General features: G+C 42.9%; 20 protein-coding genes. 16 read left to right on the plus strand and 4 right to left on the minus strand.

The genetic code is table 11. The features are described 5' to 3' along the window. From rnc to KAH81_09535, 8 genes are all read left to right on the plus strand, one after another. On the plus strand, positions 1 to 684 hold a 684-nt coding region (gene rnc / locus KAH81_09500), incomplete at its 5' end, for a ribonuclease III (protein ID MCK5833886.1). Next, entirely contained in the window at positions 681 to 887 is a 207-nt protein-coding gene (locus KAH81_09505) for a type II toxin-antitoxin system HicB family antitoxin (GenBank protein ID MCK5833887.1), read from the plus strand. The genes rnc and KAH81_09505, both read left to right, overlap by 4 nt. A gap of 53 nt (positions 888 to 940) precedes the next feature. Beyond that, on the plus strand, positions 941 to 2,095 hold the full coding sequence (locus tag KAH81_09510) for an acyl-CoA dehydrogenase family protein (GenBank protein MCK5833888.1): 1,155 nt from the start codon (positions 941 to 943) through the stop codon (positions 2,093 to 2,095). A gap of 350 nt (positions 2,096 to 2,445) precedes the next feature. Beyond that, positions 2,446 to 3,639: a PLP-dependent aminotransferase family protein gene (locus KAH81_09515; GenBank protein ID MCK5833889.1), complete on the plus strand. Its 1,194-nt coding sequence runs from the start codon at positions 2,446 to 2,448 to the stop codon at positions 3,637 to 3,639. 105 nt (positions 3,640 to 3,744) lie between these two features. Continuing rightward, entirely contained in the window at positions 3,745 to 4,017 is a 273-nt protein-coding gene (locus tag KAH81_09520; protein ID MCK5833890.1) for a YtxH domain-containing protein, read from the plus strand. Between the two features lies 1 nt (position 4,018). Continuing rightward, entirely contained in the window at positions 4,019 to 4,435 is a 417-nt protein-coding gene (locus KAH81_09525) for a DUF948 domain-containing protein (protein ID MCK5833891.1), read from the plus strand. Then, positions 4,413 to 5,354, plus strand: a complete 942-nt coding sequence (locus KAH81_09530) for a D-alanine--D-alanine ligase (GenBank protein MCK5833892.1) — start codon at positions 4,413 to 4,415, stop codon at positions 5,352 to 5,354. Before KAH81_09525 ends, KAH81_09530 begins: the two co-directional genes overlap by 23 nt. A 34-nt stretch (positions 5,355 to 5,388) precedes the next feature. Further along, positions 5,389 to 5,829 carry a single-stranded DNA-binding protein gene (locus tag KAH81_09535; protein ID MCK5833893.1) on the plus strand — a complete coding sequence of 147 codons (441 nt, stop codon included), beginning with the start codon at positions 5,389 to 5,391 and terminating at the stop codon, positions 5,827 to 5,829. 14 nt (positions 5,830 to 5,843) lie between these two features. Here KAH81_09535 and ptsP read toward each other — a convergent pair whose 3' ends face one another. Both ptsP and KAH81_09545 read right to left on the minus strand, forming a co-directional pair. Further along, positions 5,844 to 7,601 carry a phosphoenolpyruvate--protein phosphotransferase gene (gene ptsP, locus KAH81_09540; GenBank protein ID MCK5833894.1) on the minus strand — a complete coding sequence of 586 codons (1,758 nt, stop codon included), beginning with the start codon at positions 7,599 to 7,601 and terminating at the stop codon, positions 5,844 to 5,846. A gap of 4 nt (positions 7,602 to 7,605) precedes the next feature. After that, complete coding sequence (locus KAH81_09545; GenBank protein ID MCK5833895.1) at positions 7,606 to 8,907, minus strand: ArsB/NhaD family transporter; 1,302 nt, start codon at positions 8,905 to 8,907, stop codon at positions 7,606 to 7,608. 275 nt (positions 8,908 to 9,182) lie between these two features. Between KAH81_09545 and KAH81_09550 the strand changes: the two genes are divergently transcribed. Then, the gene (locus KAH81_09550; GenBank protein ID MCK5833896.1) at positions 9,183 to 10,139 is read left to right on the plus strand and encodes a DUF1385 domain-containing protein; all 957 of its coding nucleotides are present in this window, start codon (positions 9,183 to 9,185) and stop codon (positions 10,137 to 10,139) included. After that, positions 10,126 to 11,196: a peptide chain release factor 1 gene (gene prfA, locus KAH81_09555; protein ID MCK5833897.1), complete on the plus strand. Its 1,071-nt coding sequence runs from the start codon at positions 10,126 to 10,128 to the stop codon at positions 11,194 to 11,196. Before KAH81_09550 ends, prfA begins: the two co-directional genes overlap by 14 nt. Before the next feature lie 30 nt (positions 11,197 to 11,226). Here prfA and KAH81_09560 read toward each other — a convergent pair whose 3' ends face one another. Beyond that, positions 11,227 to 13,380 (minus strand): ABC transporter ATP-binding protein, encoded by a 2,154-nt coding sequence (locus KAH81_09560; protein ID MCK5833898.1) that lies wholly within the window; start codon positions 13,378 to 13,380, stop codon positions 11,227 to 11,229. Positions 13,381 to 13,439: 59 nt separating this feature from the next. Beyond that, on the minus strand, positions 13,440 to 15,203 hold the full coding sequence (locus tag KAH81_09565) for an ABC transporter ATP-binding protein (protein ID MCK5833899.1): 1,764 nt from the start codon (positions 15,201 to 15,203) through the stop codon (positions 13,440 to 13,442). A gap of 405 nt (positions 15,204 to 15,608) precedes the next feature. Between KAH81_09565 and KAH81_09570 the strand changes: the two genes are divergently transcribed. From KAH81_09570 to KAH81_09595, 6 genes are all read left to right on the plus strand, one after another. After that, positions 15,609 to 17,123 (plus strand): aldehyde dehydrogenase family protein, encoded by a 1,515-nt coding sequence (locus KAH81_09570; protein MCK5833900.1) that lies wholly within the window; start codon positions 15,609 to 15,611, stop codon positions 17,121 to 17,123. A gap of 51 nt (positions 17,124 to 17,174) precedes the next feature. After that, entirely contained in the window at positions 17,175 to 17,591 is a 417-nt protein-coding gene (locus KAH81_09575) for a hypothetical protein (protein MCK5833901.1), read from the plus strand. Between the two features lie 30 nt (positions 17,592 to 17,621). Beyond that, positions 17,622 to 18,206 (plus strand): DivIVA domain-containing protein, encoded by a 585-nt coding sequence (locus tag KAH81_09580; GenBank protein MCK5833902.1) that lies wholly within the window; start codon positions 17,622 to 17,624, stop codon positions 18,204 to 18,206. A gap of 9 nt (positions 18,207 to 18,215) precedes the next feature. Beyond that, positions 18,216 to 19,055: a purine-nucleoside phosphorylase gene (locus KAH81_09585; protein ID MCK5833903.1), complete on the plus strand. Its 840-nt coding sequence runs from the start codon at positions 18,216 to 18,218 to the stop codon at positions 19,053 to 19,055. A gap of 11 nt (positions 19,056 to 19,066) precedes the next feature. After that, positions 19,067 to 19,504 carry an Hsp20/alpha crystallin family protein gene (locus KAH81_09590; GenBank protein MCK5833904.1) on the plus strand — a complete coding sequence of 146 codons (438 nt, stop codon included), beginning with the start codon at positions 19,067 to 19,069 and terminating at the stop codon, positions 19,502 to 19,504. Positions 19,505 to 19,508: 4 nt separating this feature from the next. Beyond that, positions 19,509 to 20,823 (plus strand): LON peptidase substrate-binding domain-containing protein (locus KAH81_09595; protein MCK5833905.1); only part of this gene is annotated, 1,315 nt, incomplete at its 3' end.

Genomic DNA, 20,823 nt, shown 5'->3' on the forward strand with positions numbered 1-20,823 from the left:
CTAGAAGCTAAAATTGCTTATCGTTTCAAAAACACAGAATTAATCGATCTTGCGCTCACACACCGCTCTTTTAAGAATGAAGACAGCAGTTTGGACGAAAACTATTCTAACGAACGGCTGGAATATTTGGGTGATGCGGTTCTCCAACTTATAGTAGCCGAGGAGCTTTTTCGCCGATTTCCCGATAGTAACGAAGGGGAAATGACCGAGATGCGAAGGATACTCGTCAACGGCAAGTTTCTTGCTCAGAAAGCGCGCGAATTCGATCTTGGAAGCGAGCTTCGCATGTCGGCTGGAGAGGAAGAAACTGGTGGCAGAAGAAAGTCTTCTCTCCTTGCCGATTCATATGAAGCTATGGTAGGTGCTATTTTTATTGACGGTGGTATAACTGCTGCAAGGAAGTTTTTAAAAAAGAAGCATCTTGTGAGTATGCAGGAGCATCTTGCTTCGGTGAGTCATATAAATTTCAAGGGTACGCTCTTGGAGGAGCTTCAAGCCCGAGGCAAGCATCCGGAATATAGGACAATAAAAGCAACCGGCCCCGATCATAAAAGAAATTTTGAGGTTGCGGTTTATCTCGATAGCGAAGAGATCGGTCGCGGAAGCGGTCTGAGCAAGAAATCAGCTGAAAAAGCTGCAGCTAAAGACGCAATGACAGCATTTAAAATTACGAGGGCAAAATGATAAAGAAATATACATTAGAATACTGGCGAGAAGATGATTGGTTTGTTGGCAGAATTAAAGAAATTTCCGGGCTATTCAGCCAGGGTAAATCTCTGGATGAGCTTCAGTCTAATCTTTTCGATGCATATTATCTCATGGCCGATGAGGGTATACCGCCAAAAGGTGTCGAAGTTAAGCATATTGATTTCGAGATAGAAGATTAATTTTTAAAAATCACCCTTCGAGTTTAATTGACTTCCAAAATATGGGGGTAAATATGCCTTATTTCACTGAAGAACAAGAGATGATCCGGGAGCTTGCACACAGGATAGCGGTTGAGAAGATAGTTCCTGTTCGCGAGCATTACGACCACACAGGCGATTTTCCATGGGAAATTGTAGAGGAGATAAAAAACTCCGACCTTTTCGGCGTTTTTATCCCTGAGGAATTCGGTGGATTTGGTGGAGGAATCACCGAAATGGCGATCGTTACAGAGGAGCTTTCAGCCGCGTGTGGCGGAATTGCATTGGCTTTTGCTGCTTCCGGCCTAGGGGCCATGCCGATTTTGCTTTTTGGTTCGGATGAACAAAAAGCAAAATATCTTCCGCAGATAGCCATCGGTGAAAAATTAACTGCATTTGCACTTACCGAACCAAATGCCGGTTCAGATGCTGGAGGAATTCGAACTACAGCTAGGCGCGATGGCGATTATTATATTCTCGATGGAACAAAGCAGTGGATCACAAATGGCGGAGAAGCCAAGATATATACCATTATTGCTCTCACCGATCCTAAACGGGGAGCGCGTGGTGCATCTGCATTTATTGTAGAGGATGGAACAGAGGGTTTTTCCTACGGGAAAAAAGAGGATAAGATGGGCATACGCGCCAGTGCAACAAGGGAGCTTATTTTTCAGGAATGCAGGATTCCGGTGGAGAATCTAATCATGCGGGAGGGTATGGGTTTCATGGTGGCAATGGAAACGCTCGATAAGTCGCGCCCCGGGGTTGCTTCACAGGCCATTGGAATAGCTCGCGGCGCACTCGAAGCAGCTATCGATTATGCTAGAGGGCGCGAGCAGTTTGGGAAACCGGTTATAGCAAATCAAGGATTGCAATGGATGCTTGCTGACATGGCTACAAAGGTTGAATCGGCAAGGTCTTTTATTTACGATGTTGCCGCGCGCATAGACCGCGGAGAAAAGAAAATTTCTAAGCTGTCTGCGATGGTAAAACTCTATGCCGCCGATGTAGCTATGTCGGTCACGACCGATGCTGTGCAGATTTTCGGTGGATATGGTTACATGCGCGAATATCCTGTTGAGAAGATGATGCGAGATGCTAAAATCACACAGATATATGAGGGCACAAACCAGATTCAACGCGATGTTATTGGAAAAGCCTTGATAAAAGAGGCTGCAAAGAAGCGTTAAATAAGGTTTCTATATTATACCACTTCCTGACTAATCCTCTCATTTATTCATTCTACATGTAACATAGGTCAAGTTATGATGCTTCGATATCTCACTTAACTGAGACATCTAGGCTTTTTTCTTTGTATCGAACGAATATTATCTCGTAATTTTATCGTCTTGCTACACCTTTGTTTTGCAATATTCCTCCATCATTAATTCAAAATAATGAGTTTTATTTCTCGTATATTTTTGCGGTAAAATTGTTCTTGCCTTTGACAGTTCGGTAGTATATAATAAATGGCTTTAGACTATTCTTTTCGATTTCGATTTTCATTTACAAAGGTAATAAATTTATGAAAGGGGTAAAAATGCCTAGTTGTGGATGGCGTTATAGCAGAAGAGCCCTCGCAATGCAATCGAGTATCATACGAGAGACCTTGAAGATCGCTAAAAAGCCCGGAGTTATAAGCTTTGGAGGCGGTCTTCCGGCCCCAGAACTTTTTCCTGTGGACGAACTTCTCGAAGCGTGCAAGAAAGTGCTTACAGAAAGACCTGATGAAGCACTTCAATATGGGACTACTGAGGGTTATCCTCCGCTCAGAGAGCTTATTGCTGAAAGAATGAATAAGCTTGGAGTTTCTTGTGAGGCTGATAGAATACTTATCACCGGCGGAAGCCAGCAAGGTCTTCATGTGCTTGGAAGTGCTTTTTTAGATGAAGGCGATTATGTTGTTACTGCACGGCCGACATATCTTGGTGCGATTCAAGCATTCAATTCTTACAGTCCTCGCTATGTTACACTCGATTCTGACAACAATGGAATGAAAGTCGATGGACTGAGAGAGATTATCGAGGGGAAAAAGCCCAAGATGATCTATCTTGTGCCAACTTTTCAGAACCCCGATGGAAGGACTATCCCTAAGGAGAGGCGTCAAGTGATCCTCGAATTAGCGGACAAATACCAGATACCAGTTATCGAAGATGATCCTTATAGCGAGTTATATTTTGAAGAGGTTGTTCCAGAGCACATGATCTCCATGTCGCCTAATAATGTTATTATGCTTGGAACCTTCAGTAAATTGCTTGCGCCCGGCTTGAGGGTTGCATGGCTTATAGCTCCCAAGGAGGATTGTTATGATCGTTGCGTCCGAATGAAACAGGGCGCCGACCTTCATACAAATACTTTAGCCCAGCATATTATATATGAGTTTATGAAGACGGGTGCATTGGATAGACATGTTCTAAAAATTCGTGAGGCGTATGCCAAAAGACGTGATGTGATGGTTGAAGCTATGAAAAAATACTTCCCTGAAAATATCTCGTTCACCGAGCCAAAGGGAGGGCTTTTTCTTTGGGTGACGTTGCCCGAGAAGATAAACACAGCAGAGCTTATATCTAAAGCAGTTGAGAAACTTGTAGCCTATATTCCCGGGACGGCTTTTTATCCTAACGGCGGTGGAGAAAATGCGATGCGTCTTAATTTCAGTAAATCGAATGAGGAAGAGATCGAAATCGGAATTAAGCGTTTGAGTGAGCTTTTTAAGGAAGCTCTTAGCGCTTAAGCCTCTTGGTCTCAATTCTTATATCGAGAAACATATTGACATTGCAAGCATTAGCTTATATTTTTAAGAGTGTGGTTGCGTTTCAGTTTTAATGAAAGGAACATCATGGAAAAACGCAGTGTTGAGAATTTCATTACGGGCTTTTTTCTTGGGGGAGTCATTGGAGCGGGAATAGCTCTGTTATTCGCTCCTGCATCGGGCTCCGAAACACGCGAGCAGATTTCCAAACAAGTAAATCGTATCCTCGAAGAGGGCAAAGAGGGTTCGGAATATGTGAAGAAACTCGTTCAAGACGAAATATCGAATGCTAAAGGTAAAACCGAAGCTGTTAAAGACGCCGTTGAAAAGGGTGTATCGGAATTCAAAAAGCATAATTGATATGCCTTATTCTGTCTCAATAGCTATTTGGGTTGTCGTTGTTGTATTTGCGGCAATAGCGTTTTTCTTCATAAGATTCCTAAGCCAAATTACCAAAGTAGGGCATGAGAGTGAAACGGCATTAAAAACAATTAATGCCAAGCTTCCTCCGCTTATTGACCGTGCTGATCAAATTATGAATAAAGCCGATTTAACCGTCGATAGAGTAAATTCTACTTTGGATCAAATTGAGGTGCCGCTGCAATATGCCAAGATGCTTGGACAAATCGTTAGCGAGTCTAAATCGAATATTTCAGCGAAATTTGGAAGAAGCCTCATGGCTCTTCTCGCGGGTATAAAAGCAGGAAAGGCCATAGTGTCTAGCCTACGAAGCCATTTCTCACGCGGGAAAACCGATGATTCTCTCGAACAAGAATAACGATATTAAGAAAATAGCTATCGTTTGTGGGGGAACAACTTCGGAGCGCGAGGTTTCGCTCAATAGTAGTTCATCGATTAAGGCCGCACTCGATACTATAGGATATGAAGCAGTCCTTCTCGATTGGCCGGAGAGTTCTGTTGTCGATAATTCCGACGAATTGAAAAAATTCGATCTGGTTTTTATTGGCTATCATGGAGGTCCAGGAGAAAGCGGTCTAATTCAAGCAACGCTCGAATTAGCCGGTATTCCATATACTGGCAGTGCTGCTTTGGCTTGTGGTATTTCGATGGACAAAATATATTCTAAGCGCATCTTTGACCAGATGGAAATACCTACGCCGAGATGGTTTGCTTGGGAAGAAAAGAAAGCACCATCGGCAAAGGTTGTTTTGAATTCTTCCAGATTGGTTTTTCCAATTGTAGTTAAAACGCCAAATCAAGGTTCTACAATAGGCATTACAATAGCTAAAAATAGTTCTGAACTCGATGTTGGTATTCAAGCTGCGTTGGCTTATGAGCATAGGATATTGTTTGAAGAGTACATTCCTGGGAGGGAAGTTACTTCGGCAATTCTTGAGGGTGAACAGCTTCCGGTAGTCGAGATAATTCCCAAAGACGGCTTTTACGATTATAAACACAAATACACCTCTGGTGCTAGCGAGTATGTTTGTCCGGCAGATATTTCGGACGAAATAGCGAAGCGGATAACAGATATCGGGAATCGAGCCTTCAAGGCGCTGGATTTACGCCATTATGGGCGTGTCGATTTTCGTTTAGATGGAGATATGCCTTATTGTTTGGAGGTTAATTCGCTCCCTGGCATGACTTCTTTTTCGCTTGTGCCTAAAGCCGCAGCATCTGTGGGTATTACTTTTACGGAATTACTAAATCGAATAATCAATATGGCTGTGGGATAGAATCTTTTAGCTATTATTTTTTAATGGAGGAATCATGTATAATAAAGCTATCCTAATTGGGCGCCTTGGTCAGGATCCAGAGATGCGTTACACGCCCTCCGGAATGGCCGTCACAAATTTTTCGATCGCAACGGACCGGAAATGGCGTGATAAAAGCGGGAATCTTCAAGATGAAACAACCTGGCACGACATTGTATGTTGGGGTAAACAGGCCGAATTTGTTGGAGAGTATTGCTCCAAGGGTCGGTTGGTATTTGTCGAAGGAGAAATCAAAAAGCGTTCGTGGCAAGACAAGAATGGTGTTACCAGGGTAAATGTCGAAATTAATGCAAGGATTGTCCAGTTACTCGACAGCAAGGGAAGAGCTGGTGCTGGAGGTGAAAAACCACCTAAGGATAAAGATGTTGAAGAGAAAAAGAGTAATAATTACGACGATCAATCCACTATTGATACCGAGGACGATGTTCCATTTTAGACGGATTATGTTTGTTAGTCGAAAAACTCAGGGGGCAATAGCTCCCTGTTTTTTTTCAGCAGGAACTCTTTAACTTCAGTGTCTTTTGAAAAGCGGATACATTCATCCGCAACAGCTCGTGCGTCTCGCCTGTCAACGGAACTGATTATCCCTTTAATAAGCGGGATAGTTGGAGGATTAAGCGAGAGTTCGTCTATTCCCATTCCGATAAGCATTATTGTTGCTAAAGGATCGGCGGCCATCTCGCCGCAAAGCCCACACCAGATTCCGTTAAAGTGCGCGGCGTCTATAGTGAATTTTATCAATTTTAAAACCGCTGGATTATAACTTTGATAAAGTTTGCTTACCCTTTGGTTACCACGATCAACAGCAAGTGTATATTGAATCAAATCATTTGTTCCGATGCTGAAGAAGTTAACGTGTTGTGCGATTTCACGCGCCATTATTGCCGCACTTGGTATTTCAACCATGATACCGATCTCTATCTGATCCGAGTAGTCTAATCGATTAGAGCGAAGTTCCTCTTTAGCCTCTTCAACGAGTTGTTTGGCTTTAATAACTTCATCGATGTTTGATATCATAGGGAACATAATTTTAATGTTTCGTCCTACAGCTGCGCGCAGGAGTGCTTTAAGCTGCGTCTTTAAAACCGCAGGTCTATCCAAACCGATTCGAATAGCGCGCCAACCGAGAAATGGGTTTGGTTCGAAAGGTTCTCCGAGAAGCTCTGCGAATTTATCTCCGCCAATGTCGAAAGTTCTTATTACTACCGGTTTAGGGGCAAGGGATTCTGCAACTTGTTTGTAAATAGATGTTTGTTCGGCTTCGTTGGGGAGATTGGTTGTTCTCGTATAAAGGAGTTCTGTGCGGAAAAGCCCAACACCATCCGCACCATATTTAATAACGGCTTCCGTCTCACCGGGAAGTTCAATGTTTGCACCGACGTTAATATGTTGGCCATCGAGTGTTCTAGCTTTTTCATCTTTGTATTTTGAAAGTTTGTCTTTGCGCTTCTTTAAATTCGCTTTTCTTCTTTTATAATTAGCGAGAGTTTTATCTGATGGATTTACTATCACCTTTCCGAGGGACCCATCGACGATAATCATTTCGCCATTTTTTATATAGTTGGTAATGCCAATAATGCCAAGAACGCAAGGAATTTCCATGGTTCTGGTCATAATTGCAACATGTGATGTAGTGCCACCCATCTCGAGTGCGAGGCCAACGAATTTATTTTGGAAAAGCTGAGCTGTTTCTGATGGTGCGAGGTGTTGGATTAATAGAATTCTATCGTCTGCAACCTCGCGTATAATGTGATGAGCCATCCCCATTAAATTGGCCAGAACGCGCCTTCGGACATCTTGAAAATCGTTGGCTCTTTCTGCTAGAAGGTTATCTTCAGCCGCCATCATGGCTTCTATTCCACGTCGGATTACCTGATCGAAGGCAGATTCAGCTGAAAGCTGCATCTCAGATATAACAGCTTCGGTTTCTTCGACAACCGCGACATCGGACATGAGCATAATCTGTGGCTCAATAATAGCCGCAGAAGCTTCGCCCATTGTTTTTGCAATGCTAGCTTGAATTCTAAGAAGCTGATCACATGACTGGGTAATGGCTTTGTGAAATCTATCGATTTCATCCTGAACAATCGATTTTGGGATGCTTTTTTCCTCGACGGTTATTTCACCGCGCTCGATGATATATGCCTGCGCAATGGCAATGCCATCCGATACACCAACGCCGGTCAATTTTTTCTCTTTAATACTCAATTTTCTATAAATACCTAAGCCAAACATAAACAGCAGCAACTACTGTCGATATTAGGACTGATGTTATACCATATTTGAAATATTTACTAAACTTAATTTTATTACCAGATTGCTCTGCGATTCCCGAGAGCACCACATTGGGGCTTGCAGCAATAATTGTGCCGTTTCCACCGAGATTGGCTCCAAGAGACAAACTCCACCAAAGCGCCATAGAACCCACTGCAGCGGCATTGGTTTCTGCCGCCCCTAAAGTTGAGGGAAAGATGTGCTCTACAATACGCGAGACCAGAGGTATCATCATCGCTGTGAAGGGTATGTTGTCGATGAAGCTACAGCATAGCGCGCCACCAAAAAGGAATATCATACTTAAAACTGCAACATTATCTGTCAAATGTGTAAGATACTTAAATATTTCTTCGATAACTCCGACTTGCTCAAGACCACCGACAAGAACAAAGAGTCCACCAAAAAAGAAAAGCGTATTCCATTCGACCTTTTCGAAAAATCTTGCGGGGTCTCCTTTAATGAGAAGTAGCATCAACGCAGCTCCACTCATAGCTACCGTCGCCGGTTCTATATTTAACAAACCGTGTAAAGTAAAGCCTACGATAGTCAATATAAGAACTATTATCGCTTTAATAAGGAGTTTTTTATCTTTCAAGGCTTTATTGGCATCGAGTTTGACAGCTTCAGCACCATCATGTTTTTGAAAACTTTTTCTGAAAAAAAGCCAAAGTAAAACGAGATTTACGAGGAGAATCAGGATAGCAATCGGGAATACATGGAAGAAAAAATCCAAGAAATCATAGCCGCTTGCGCTAGCAATCATGATATTCGGTGGAGCTCCAATAAGAGTTGCCGTGCCACCGATATTTGCTGCTAGAATCAGAGAAACAAGATATGGGAAAGAAGGGATACGAAGAACATCGGATACAAAAAGAACTATCGGCGCGAAAAGGATAACAGTTGTTACATTATCTAGAAATGCGGATATTATTGCGGTGAGAAAATAGAAGATAATAAGAATTTTCCATGGATCGCCTTTTGCTATTTTAAGACCCTTTATAGCGACAAACTCAAAAATTCCGGTTTCTTTGGTAACATTGACCAAAACCATCATACCTAAAAGCAGGAAAATAGTGTTAAAATCAACTGAGGCAAAGGCTTTTTGTTGGGACACTATACCTGCAATTATAAAAATTGAGGCACCCGCAAGCGTGGCTTTTGTCCTGTGTATGCGTTCGGTCGATAAAAAGACATAAACCGTAACGAAAACGAATAATGCAATGGCAACTTTTGGTTCCATAAGATGGGAATTATAAACCAGAAATCGATATACCGCAATACCTAATATTAATTAACTGCTTATTATAATATTCTTAAATAATAGGAAGAAAACAGTAAGACGAATTGTGTTTGTTAGATTATGATATGACGACATCTCTATTGATGCGATCTTTATTCTTAGCAATTTTCCACAGCAAATTGACCACAATATTTGATTTATAGTTACCATGTAACGGTAACGCACAAGAATTTTCATACCTTGACATTATAATAAATGAGAATATATTTGCCACAATGCAAGCGAATGAAGAAAAAAAGACCCGCGTTGGTGGACAGGCTGTAATCGAAGGCGTGATGATGCGTTGCGGTTCGACTATTGCAACTGCAGTTAGGCGGAAAAACGGCGAGATTTCGACCAAGGTTGATAAGATCGTTCCGTGGTCCAAGAGAAATTTTATCTTTGGACTTCCGATTATACGCGGCGCACTGAACCTAATAGAAATGCTTTCTGTTGGGGTCTCCACACTTAATTGGTCAGCGGATATGGCGATGCAGGACGAAGCTGAGGCTAAGGGTGAGACACTCGGGAAAAAATCCCAGACCTGGCCAGCGATGCTTCTTGGACTTGTTTTAGGGATTGGACTTTTTGTTCTTTTGCCGTTGCTTATTGCCAAGCTATTCGGAGTGGAGCGAGAAGCGTTTTTATTCAACCTTGTTGCTGGAGCAGTGAGAATAGTCCTATTTATGGCCTATCTGATAGCAATAAGCTTTCTGCCGGATATCAAACGCCTTTTCCAATATCACGGTGCGGAGCACAAATCGATATTTGCTTTCGAAAATGGAGATGTGCTTTCAATTGCCAATGCACAGAAATACAGAACTTTCCATCCAAGGTGTGGCACGAGTTTTCTTCTTATTGTTGCTGTGGTTTCTATCCTCTTTTTTGCAGTTGCGGATTTTATAATCGCTTCTATACTGGGTTTCGTCCCGACTATATTTCTGAGATTCGCTATTCACCTTGCTCTATGGCCACTTCTTGCTGGACTTTGTTATGAGGTCTTGAAGCTGTCGGCCTTCCTTTCGGAAAAATATCGATGGGCACAGATTGCCGTTTGGCCGGGTTTACTTATGCAAAGGATTTCAACCTCTGAACCGACAGACGACATGGTCGAAGTTGCGCTTTCTTCTTTAAGGGCGGCTGTCGAAGGCGAGGGTATTAAGCTGGAAGAGTCCATCGATGCTAATAGATAAATTAAAAAATCTTAGAAGCCGATATTGGGAACTTACTAAAGAGTTATCCAAGCCCGAAGTGCTTTCCAATTCTAGGATGGCATCCAAACTCGGGCGCGAACTCCGCGAGATTGAGTCGAATCTTCCTCTGCTTGATGAATATGAGAAGACAATCAATCAAATAAAAGAGCATAAAGCTATAATCGAAGAGAACGGAGATGACCTTCTAGTTGAGATCGCTCGCGAAGAATTTCCGCAATTAAAGGCTCGAATCGAAGAGCTTGAACACAAGCTTATTATTGCACTTATACCCCGCGATCCAAATGAGGGCGCGGATGTTATAATTGAGATTCGTGCTGGAACAGGTGGTGATGAAGCGGCGCTTTTCGTTGGAAGTCTTTTTAGAATGTATCTTAGATTTTCAGAAAGAAAAGGCCTTAAGCTCAGCGTTCTTGACTCCAATCCCACCGAGCTTGGTGGTTTCAAAGAAATTGTATTCCAGTTGAAGGGTGAATTCGCCTATAAGTCCATGAAGTTCGAGTCGGGCGTCCATCGCGTTCAACGTGTGCCGGAAACCGAGTCCAGCGGGAGAATACATACCAGCGCTGTTTCGGTGGCAGTTCTTCCTGCAGTAGAGGATGTAGATATCGAGATAAAAGAGGAAGATCTGAAAATTGATACCTATCGCTCATCCGGTGCTGGCGGCCAACATGTTAATAAAACAGAAAGCGCCATAAGGATTACCCATCTCCCCACCGGTATAGTTGTTACCTGCCAGGACGAAAAATCCCAGCATAAAAATAAAGCCAAAGCTTTGGTAGTTTTGAAAAGCCGTATTTATGCTAAACAGCAGCAGGAGCTTAAGGCTGAGCGTGCAGAAGAGCGAAGGCTTCAGGTTGGTTCAGGCGACCGCTCCGATAAAATCAGGACATACAATTACCCTCAGAATCGAATTACTGACCACAGAATAGGCTATTCGGCCTATAATCTCCCCGACGCACTCGATGGGGATCTCGAAGCCCTTATCGAAGCCCTCGAAAAAGCAGACATTGAGGATGCCCTCAATGCTTTGGAATAATTGGTTATCTGATTATTTAGAGGAATCGCGCTAAGCTAAATCCAGTTCTTGGCCTTTATATTGAAGCTGATAGAGCTTGTAATAAATTCCTCCTTTAGCGAGAAGCTGTTGGTGGTTACCCTCTTCTACTAGCTTACCTTTGTGTATGACGAGTATTCTATCGACGTGCTGAATAGTCGATAGACGATGTGCAATTACTATACTAGTGCGGTTTTTGATAAGATTAAGAAGTGCGCTTTGGATCAGTTGCTCGGTTTCTGTGTCAATATTTGAAGTAGCTTCATCAAGAACAAGAATCGAAGGATCGAAGGCAAGTGCTCGTGCGAAAGAGAGGAGTTGCCTTTGACCCGAAGAGAGCGTGCTTCCGCGCTCAGTAACTGGTTCGTCATATTTTTTCGGCAATTTTTCGATGAAAGCCTTTGCATTGACAATTTTAGTGAGCTCTTCAAGCTTTTTGAGTGAAATACTTTCGTTATTCAGGCATATGTTGCTTTTAATATCTCGAGCGAATAGAAACACATCTTGTAGAACAACACCGATATGTTTCCTAAGAGTATCGAGATGCCAATCTCGCAGGTCTATTCCGTCTATGCTAATCGAGCCATTTTGTATATCGTAAAATCGTGATAAAAGCGATATAATAGTTGTTTTACCTGCGCCTGTTTCGCCGACTATCGCAACAGACTGCCCTGGATCGACATTGAAACTAACGTCTTTAAGCACCCAATCCCAATCTGTATCATCTGGGAGGCGTTTATAGGCGAACCACACATTGTTGAACTCGACTTTGCCATCGAGGTTATTAAATGCTATAGGTTCCTCGCGCTCGGTAATATCCGGCTTTGTGTCCATGATCTGGAATATTCGTTCAGAGCTTGCCATAGCCGATTGCATGATATTGAATTTTTCTGCAAGTGCATTAATTGGCTGGAAGAACATCTCGATGTATTGAAGGAAAGCCACTAAAGCGCCCAAAGGTAATAGATTTTGAATAACCTGTCCACCTCCGAACCAGAGTATAAGAGCGAGGCCTATGTTTCTGAACAGAACAATAACCGGTGAAAAAAGGCCATGGACCATTATCTGATATATATTAGCTTTGTAATAATCACGATTGACTTTCTCGAAACGATGAAAATTTTCTTTTTCTCGTGCAAATATTTTGATTACTCGTATTCCGCTGAAATGCTCTGAGATTGTAGCATTAATTTGAGCTATTTTGACTCTGACTTTGCGATACGCATCACGGAATTTAATTCTGAACAACAAAGTAGCGCTCATTATGAATGGCAATAGTGCGAGGATAAGAAGCCCCAACCGCCAGTTCATTACCAACATAAAAATCGATATACCGACTAATTTAAAAAGATCGCTAAATAGCGTGATAAGCACACTTGTGAACATCTCATTGAGAACATTAACGTCGTTGGTGCTACGTGTGACCAATCGGCCCACCGGATTGCTGTCATAAAATTTAAGAGACAGTTTCTGAAGGTGTTTGTAAAGTGCATTCCGAATGTCGAACAGTATATTTTGTCCGACCCATGTCATGAGGTATATTTGTCCGAATTGTGTAAAGAATGCCAAGAGGAGAACAAGAATATAGATTAATCCAATGGTCAAAATGCCGCGTCTATCGAATGCGCGGATTTTCATAAGCTCGGTTCTTGGTATTTCGCGGAGCTTTGAATAATTAATGATAAATTTACTGCTGATTTTGGTTGGTTCAAATTTATCGGAGTGTTTAAAGATCAGCTTTTCCACTTCATCCCGATGGTTTGCTTTTGATAGATCGGCGATATAGAATTTTTCGTGCCCTAAAAGGCCATGGGCTTCGAGTTCCGCTGAATGCTTAGGGTCGAGTTTATTTGCATCTAACAGGAATAGGCCTTCTTCTGCGAGTGGCAAGAGTTCTTTGGAGTATTTTTCTTTGACTTTTTGCACGATGTCGAGACTGTCTTGTGAAAGCTCGAGTTTAGCATTACTGAAAATAATGAAACGGTCTATAGCGATCTTAGTAATATAGGGTTGGCAGATTTGCAAGATCGATAGAAAAAGCACAACAATGATAGCCAATACAATCCATTTTTTGTAGGGTTTGGCATAGACCATCAATCTCTTGACAAGGTTAGAATCGTAAACCTTGCCGAGCTTTTTTTCCTCGTGGAAATCTTCGTATTCCATGCCGTGCCTAGGAGGCATTAGTTACCTTTTTTCTTTCTTTCTTGTGCAAGTAATATAAACTACGAATCCTCGCCGTTATCTCGGAGCATACGTTCAAGCTGTTGTCTTCTATCGATATCGGCATAGATTCCGTTTTTTTCCAGGAGTTGTTTATGGTTTCCCTCCTCGGCTATATGGCCATCTTCGACGACAAAGATATGATCGGCGTTTTTAACTGTGCTAATTCGGTGGCTAATGAGTATGCTTGTTCTGTCTTTCATGAATTTTTTCATTCCGGTCAATATCTTTTCTTCGGTTTCGGTATCAACTGCAGAGAATGCATCATCTAGAATAATAACATGTGGGTCGATAAGTAGCGCACGTGCAATAGCTATTCTCTGTTTCTGGCCGCCGGAGAGTGTTATTCCACGCTCGCCTGAGATAGTTTGGTAACCATCGGGAAACTCCAATATGCTATTGTGTATCTGCGCGATTTTGGCGCATGTAATTGCTTCTTCATCGCTTGTATCAGGTCGCCCGAACTTAATATTATCCATTATTGATTCGGAGAAAAGGAAGCTATCTTGCGGAACAGCGCCGATAAATTTTCTCAGCGGTTCGATGGCTAAATCGCGGATATCGTGGCCATCTATGAAAAGGGTTTCACGAGGGACATTAAAAAGTCTGGGTATGAGGCGCAAGATAGAAGATTTACCGCTCCCTGTGCGACCAATAATTGCTACTGTTTTGCCCGCACGAATTTTGAGTGATAGGTCATTTAGAACGGTGCCAGAACCAGCACCATCGTTGTATTCAAAAGTGAGATTGCGGAATTCGATATCGCCTTTTATTTTTTCGAGAACGAACGGATTGTCGATTTCAATAATTTCGGGTTCGATATCGAATACCTCATTCAAACGCCCCATCGAGGCCTTTCCGCGTTGATAGAGGTTGCTTATCCAGCCGATGGCGATCATCGGCCATACGGCTAACCCGAGATAGGAGTTAAAAGCCACAAAATCGCCCATCGACATACTTCCTAAAATAACGCGGTCACCACCGAGGAGTATCACCAGTCCGAAACTTAAACCTATAACCAATCCGATGAGCGGATCAAACATCCCGGAGACTCTGACCAACCACATATTTTTTTTTCGGTAGTCGGCGTTTTTCCCCTTGAAATGGTTGAATTCGAAATTTTCCTGTGAGTATGCTTTTATCACTCTAATGCCCGAATAGGTTTCTTGTGCGTTATCTGTGAGATTGGCGAAACTTGCTTGCACTTCTTTAAATCTATCGTGGAGTTTTTTGCCAAATACTATTATGATAAACGAAAGAACCGGCATGGGAATGAGAACCCACAGTGTAAGTTTCCAGTTAAGGAGGGCGAGCATTACAACACTTGCGATAAGCATAAAAAAGGCATCGAATGCGCCAACAATCGCCATACCGGACATCATGCGTAAGGCTTCGAGATCGTTGGTAGCAAGTGCCATCAAGTCGCCAATTTTCGATTTATTGAAATAACCTACACCCTGTGACAGAAGAGTTCTATAGAAGCGATTACGAAGGTCAAACTCGATTTTTCTTGAGGCTCCCATAATGAGAAACCGCCATATGAAGCGAGCTCCCCCAATGCCGAGTGACATTAAGACGATTATTCCAGCATATCGAAACAGACCGTTGTTATTTATAGTTCCGAAGGTTAGGCCATCGATAATATTTCTTATTATTTGTGGAATAATGAGCTGGAAAGCGTCGACAAATAACAGGGCGAAGAACCCCCCAGCGAAGGCCCATTTATATTTCCAAAAATATTTTTTTAGTGTTTTGAATTCTTTCATATATGACCACTTGGTCACCGATATACAATTATTATATAAATTTTATTCAATTTGCCTTTGAATGCAAGTGTATAATTAGACCTGTTCTTTCTCCAACGGAATATTTTATGGTGGGAATTTTTGATATTTCGCGCTGTCACGATTTTTGCTATTCTGATAATTTTTTATTAGTGGTTCGATTTTCTTTGTGCAAAAATCCACACCTTACATCTTTACCACACCCGCGCCAGCGCGAGATAACTTTCCCTGAGGTTGTTTTTTTGTTACTCGGGTATCCTTTTTTCTTGGGTTGGCACTTCATTTAGCCTTGTCAATTTAGCAAAATATTCATATATTTATAAATCTTAATATTATATTGATAAAAACAGAGAATAAAATATTTAACAACCATATGAAAGGAACAAAATGAAGCAAATTCTTGAGAAATTCGGTCTAGTTGGCGAGCTTTACGGCGGTTTTGATGGTGAGTGGTTTGGTAATGGCAAGATACTCGAATCACACAGCCCCATCGATGGCAGCCTTATTGGCACAATTCATCAGGCCGATAAAGACGATTACGAGAGAATAGTTAAATCTGCGGAAAAGGCTTATCAGGTTTGGCGCTTAGTTCCGGCGCCCAAGCGTAGTATTCTTGTCCGCGCGATTGCGGATAAACTTCGGGAGCATAAGGATGATCTTGGAGCTTTAGTATCACTTGAAATGGGCAAAATTCACGCCGAGGGCAGTGGTGAAGTCCAGGAAATGATTGATATTTGCGATTTTGCAATCGGTCTTTCGCGCCAGCTTTATGGTCTCACTATGAAATCGGAGCGCGAAGAGCATTTTATGATGGAACAATGGCATCCCTTGGGTGTTGTCGGCATTATTACTGCTTTCAATTTTCCTGTTGCAGTTTGGGCATGGAATACTGCTCTTTCGCTGGTTTGTGGTGATGCGAATATCTGGAAACCATCGAGCAAAACCCCGCTTACAGCTATTGCCTGCACGAAGATTGCCGAGAGTGTTTGCCGTGATCTTGGTGTTAATCCAGCGGTATTATCTCTTGTTATTGGTAAAGGCAGCGATGTTGGTGAAAAGATGCTTCTTGATAGTAGGGTTAAGCTTATTTCGGCAACGGGAAGCACTGCTGTAGGCCGTCGTGTTGGAAGAATTGTCGGAGAGAGGCTTGGCCGCACTATTCTCGAACTTGGCGGCAACAATGCTATTATTTTAACTCCAGACGCCGACATGGAAATGGCGCTTCCTGCGATTCTCTTTGGGGCCGTAGGGACTACCGGGCAGCGTTGCACCTCTACACGCAGGATAATTGTTCATAAGTCGATTAAGGAGACCCTCGTTAGCCGGTTAATCAACGCATACAAACAAGTCAGGATCGGCGATCCACTTGATTCGGACACTATAATGGGTCCCATGATCGATACAGGTGCAGTGGATAATATGATGAATGCCATCGGTCTTATTAAGGAGCAAGGTGGCAAGATTCTATATGGTGGCGAGAAGCTCGATCTCGTGGGCGGATGCTATGTTACGCCTTGTATTGCCGAAGCAAAGAATGAAATGAGGATTGTTCAGGAGGAGACTTTTGCCCCTATCCTCTATATCATTGAATACGAGGATTTCGAAGAAGCGCTCGAGCTTCACAATGGTGTTCCTCAAGGCCTGTCATCCGCGATATTTACTAACAACCTCCGTGAAGCTCAGACCTTCCTTTCCCCGGTGGGTTCCGACTGCGGAATCGCGAGTGTTAATGTTGGCACTTCGGGTGCAGAAATAGGCGGCGCATTTGGTGGCGAGAAGGAAACTGGCGGTGGCAGGGAATCCGGTTCCGATGCCTGGAAAGCCTATATGCGCAGACAAACAAACACAGTTAATTATTCCAAAACAATGATACTCGCTCAGGGTATCAAGTTTGGGGATTAAATAGATAGACTTGGGGGGCGCAAGCCCCCCTGATAGGGAAAAGTCCGAGTTATGTTGAATAAAGATGCTTTACTATTATCTGAGTTAAATGAAAAAACTGTTGAAAGCGAATTTTCATTAGATAATCAAGTTACTCTGTTTTTAGGGGACGCTTTAGACTTTTTTCACTCTATTCCAGACGAAAGTATTCAGTTTATTGTTACTTCACCGCCTTATAATCAAACAGATTTTGTTAAAGATGGAATTGCAATCGAAGACCAGCTTGGGAAATATGCCTTTGTGGCTTATGATTTGTTTGTAAAACATATGTTGTTTTACACAGGTGGTGTAATAAATTTTGGAATAGAGATTTTACCCACAAAGGCAATGCAATCACAAATGTCATCCGACATAGCCTATTTTGAAGGCGATACATATAATATTATGCGACAGGGAAGAAGTAGTCCTCCCGTTCCACTATTTGTTTAGGAATTGAACCATAACCTCTTTGGAGTTATCATGGCACTTTCTCCGCTCGAAATTAGAAATCAGGATTTCCCTAAAGCTCCGATGGGCTATAAACGCGACGAGGTAAAATTCTTCCTCGCGCAGATTGCGGAGTCAGTGGCCGAGCTTAATAAAGAGCGCGATCACCTTACACGAAGATTAGAAACACTCACCAGGCGAATCAGCGAACTCGAGGCCCAATCCGGTGCTATAGGTCAGGCTCTCGAACTAGCTAAGAATGAGGGGCAAGAGATAGTTAATCGTGCCCAAGAAGAAGCGCGAAATATCCGCGAGGGCGCCGATGACGAGGCCCAGAAGGTGATGTCACGTTATACCCAACAAATCAATGAGACCAAGCAAGAGCTTTATGAGCTAACAACAATTAAAGAGGCTTATTTTCGCAAGCTTATGCGTGTTCTCGAGCTACAAGATAAAGCACTCAGGCAATTCGATGAGGAGTATGAAGCTCGCAGGATTCGCGCGTCGATCGAGACACTCGCAGCGGGATTTCGAATCGAATTTCCCCTTTCAGATGAAATAGTTTTCAGTAGATCAATACACAGGAGAAGGCGCGCGTCGCTTTTCCCGATGGATTAAGGAATAAAAATGCACGAAATTAAAAAACAGCTTCAGGAAACAATTCCCTTTATCAAATCGCAGATGAAATTGGAGCCAAGAATCGCTATAATTCTTGGCACCGGTATGGGCAAATTGGCCGACATCGTAGAGGCCGATGTAGTTATTCCGTATAATAAAATTCCTCATTTTAAAATGAGCGCCTCACCGGGGCACAAGGGGAATCTTATCTTTGGCACAATCGATGGTGTTTCGGTCATGGTTATGCAGGGGCGTGTGCATTTTTATGAGGGCTACACTATGAAAGAGATAACCTATCCGGTTCGGGTAATGCAAGCACTCGGTATCGACACTATGTTTGTTTCAAACGCAGCGGGCGCACTTAATCCACTCTTTCGCAAGGGTGACGTTATGCTCATTACAGATCATATAAACCTTATGGGCGACAATCCTCTTCGCGGGTCGAATAATGATGATTTGGGTCTTCGTTTCCCTGATATGAGCAGGGCTTACACCGCTGGCCACCGCAAGATAATCGAGGCTATCGCCCTCGAAAAAGGCCTTCGATTAGCGCAGGGCGTTTTTGTTGCTTTAATGGGTCCCTGTTACGAGACAGCTGCTGAATACCGCTTCCTTCGCGCTATCGGTGCCGATGCTGTTGGTATGAGCACGGTGCCAGAGGTTATTGTCGCTGTTCATGGAGGTATGAAGGTTATCGGTTTTTCCATGTTAACAGATATGTGTCTTCCGGATTCCCTGGTTCCAGCGGAAAGCGACGAGATTATTAAGGTTGTTAAAGAGGCCGGCGATAAGCTTATAGGTCTTATAAGGTCTTCTATACCGAGAATTTCTAAAGCAATTGAAGCTTAAAAGGGGGCATTATGCCTAAAATGATGTCTGTTAAAAACAATTCCTTCGATGAGGAAATGCGGAGATTATATTCCGAATTTTCACAGATGAAAAACCGCGTTATGTTAAACGCTATCAATGTATGGCATCCGCCGACCGATGTTTGCGAAACGGAAGACGAGCTTATTATAACCAGCGAACTTGCCGGTGTTCGAAGAGAGGATATACGAATCCAACTCGACGACGATATAATGCGGATTACAGGTATTCGCAATGAACGAAAACCGATAAATAAAGCGGTTTTCCATAATCTCGAGATTAATTATGGTCCTTTTGAACGCAATATTAAATTTCCGAAGAGATTTATAGGCGGTGAACCCAAGGCACATTTTAAAGAGGGGATTTTGTGTATAAAGATTCCTGTTTCGCCACCGGAAATCAGAAGAAAACTTGACATAGAAGTCGAATAATAGCATGTCTAATACAGAATACTCATTTAAATTAGAAGAAAGTTTAGCGGTTTTACCGCTGATACAAAATGTTGCGTTTCCCGGGCAGATAATCCCGCTTGTCATTCAAGATAAGCAACATATAAAACTCGTTGACGATGTTGTTGCCGATAACAAGGTTATGGCCATGGTCCCAGCTCTGCCTGATAAGGAGGAGACCAGCACCTTCGATAGTTTATTTCGTTTTGGTGTCCGCGGCTCTGTGATGAAGCTCCTTCGATTCCCTGATGGCACATTGAGAGTGCTTATTAAATGCCTCGACAGACTCGAATTTATTAAAAGTATTAAAGAAACGCCCTATTTGGTTGGTAAATTCAAGCTTGTCGAGGAGTTTCGCAGTCCTGGTGACGAGGAATCGGCGCTTATACGGACTATCCTTGCACAGTTCAAAGAGATAGCCAAACTTGCTCCATATCTTCCTGACGAGATACCGGTTGAGGCTTTCAATGTCGAAGAACCGGGGCGTTTTGCTGATTCCATCGCGGCATATATAAGCATGGATTTCCAAAAAAAGCAGTCCCTTCTTTCCCAGCGCAATATATTGCAAAGACTGAGGGATCTCCAAAAATATCTTGCCAGCGAACTTACAGTTCTCAGAATAAGCAATGAGATTCAGGATGAGGCTAATGAATCGATACGGAAGGGACAGCGTGAGTTTCTGCTTCGCGAACAGATGAAGGCCATTCGTAAGGAATTAGGAGATGATGATCGCCCGGAAATAAAAGAATTTCGAGAAAAACTTGCTGGAAAGGATCTTCCCGAAGAGGCTGGTAAAGCTGCTGAATCCGAAATAGATCGACTCGAGCGCATGAATCCAGCCAGCGCAGAATACACCGTGTCTATGACCTATGTAGATTGGCTTCTCAAGCTCCCTTGGCTCAAATCGACTTCGGATAATATCGACCTTTCGTATGCGCAAACGGTTTTAGATGAAGACCATTTCGGTTTGGAGAGGATAAAGGAGCGTATAATCGAGTTTCTTGCTGTGCGTAAACTCAAACCCGATGCCAAATCGCCAATACTTCTTTTCATAGGCCCGCCGGGAGTTGGTAAGACCAGCCTCGGTAAGAGCATCGCGCGTTCGATGGGCCGCGAGTTTTATCGTATTAGCCTAGGTGGAATGCGAGATGAGGCGGAGATACGCGGCCACAGAAGAACCTATGTCGGTGCGCTCCCTGGGCGTATAATTCAGGGTATAAAGCGCGTGGGTTCTTGCAATCCGGTTTTTATGCTAGACGAGATAGATAAAATTGGGCAGGATTTTCGTGGTGATCCGGCAT

This window comes from bacterium, assembly GCA_023145965.1.
GTDB lineage: Bacteria > UBP14 > UBA6098 > UBA6098 > UBA6098 > UBA6098.